Raw genomic sequence first — 1171 nt, 5'->3', positions numbered from 1 at the left:
GCGGGCGGCGGCGTGGCGGCCGGGTTCGCCCACCGCTTCGGGCTGACCGACGAGGCGACCCGGGACCTCCAGCTCCTGTTCCCGGCGCGCACGACGGTGGCGGGCACCGCCACCTGGGGTGGGGCCCTGCTCTCCGCGGTGTGCGCCGTCTCCTGGCCGCTGACCCTGCAGAAGGGCTACGAGTCGGCGTGGGCGCTCCCGCGGCCCGGCATCCGTGAGCTGTGGCGCCCCGTGGCGTGGGTGCTCACCGTCGTCACGCTCCTGGCCGCGACCGCCCTCGTCCACGCCGTGTCCTCGGGGTTGGGGCTGGTCGCCGTCGTCGTGCTCGGGGTGCCGGCCCTGCTCGGGTGGTCCTGGTGGACCCAGCACTTCCTGCTCGGCGGCCGCATCGCGTGGCGGGACCTCCTGCCCGGGTCCCTCGCCATCACGGCCGGGCTGATCGGGCTCGCAATCCTCGCCGACCTGCTGCTCTCGACGTCGATCGTCGTCCAGCACGACGAGTACGGCCCGATCGGCATCGTGTTCGCCATGATGTCCTGGCTGATCGCCCTGAGCGTCGTGATGCTCGGCGGCGCCCTGCTGGGCGCGACCCTCGTCCAGCGGTGGCGCGCCCACCACGAACCGACGGACGAGCTCGGCTCCCCGAGGCCCGATCCCGACCGCGCCTCGGGATCGGCCCGGTCGGCGCCCGCGCAGGAGACGGACGCCGACCCGGTCCCGTGATCGCGACCCGTCCTAGACGAAGACCTCGCGCAGGGTCTGTTCCTCGTCGGAGGAGAGGTTGGTCTGGATGAGTTCGGGGTGTTGACCGGCGAACGCCTCCCTGACCTTGTCGAGGACGGCGTCGGACGTCATGGCGAACAACGCCGACGTGCCGGGGGTGACCTGGTCGCGGACCCGCTTGATGAAGTCGTCGTCGATCCCCACGTCGCTCAGGGCACCGCCGGCGGCCCCGGCGGCCGCGCCGATCGCCGCACCGAGGAACGGGACGAGGAAGATGAGTCCGAAGAGCATGCCCCAGAACATCCCGCCCATGGCGCCCGCGCCCGTCAGGCTGTGGAGCTGACGCGTCTTGGGGTGCTTGGCCCCGGCCGGCCAGCTCACGGTGGCTCCGTCGTGGAGCTTGATCAGCTGCTGCTTCTCCAGGGACTGCAACGTGTCGACGGCGGCG

Annotated in this window: 2 protein-coding genes; one reads left to right on the top strand and one right to left on the bottom strand. The window is 72.6% G+C overall.

Features of this window, described 5'->3' with window-relative positions:
* On the top strand, positions 1-723 hold a 723-nt coding region (locus tag AC0CYZ_RS20315), incomplete at its 5' end, for a hypothetical protein (RefSeq protein ID WP_472218616.1).
* Between the two features lie 12 nt (positions 724-735).
* On the opposite strand, the gene AC0CYZ_RS20310 is transcribed toward AC0CYZ_RS20315, so the two are convergent.
* Positions 736-1171, bottom strand: a 436-nt coding sequence (locus AC0CYZ_RS20310) for a DUF1269 domain-containing protein (protein WP_472218614.1), incomplete at its 5' end; no start/stop codon positions are given.

This window comes from Actinomycetospora sp., assembly GCF_055612215.1.
Note: the sequence above shows the minus strand (reverse complement) of the source record. Positions and strands in the feature narration are given on the sequence as shown.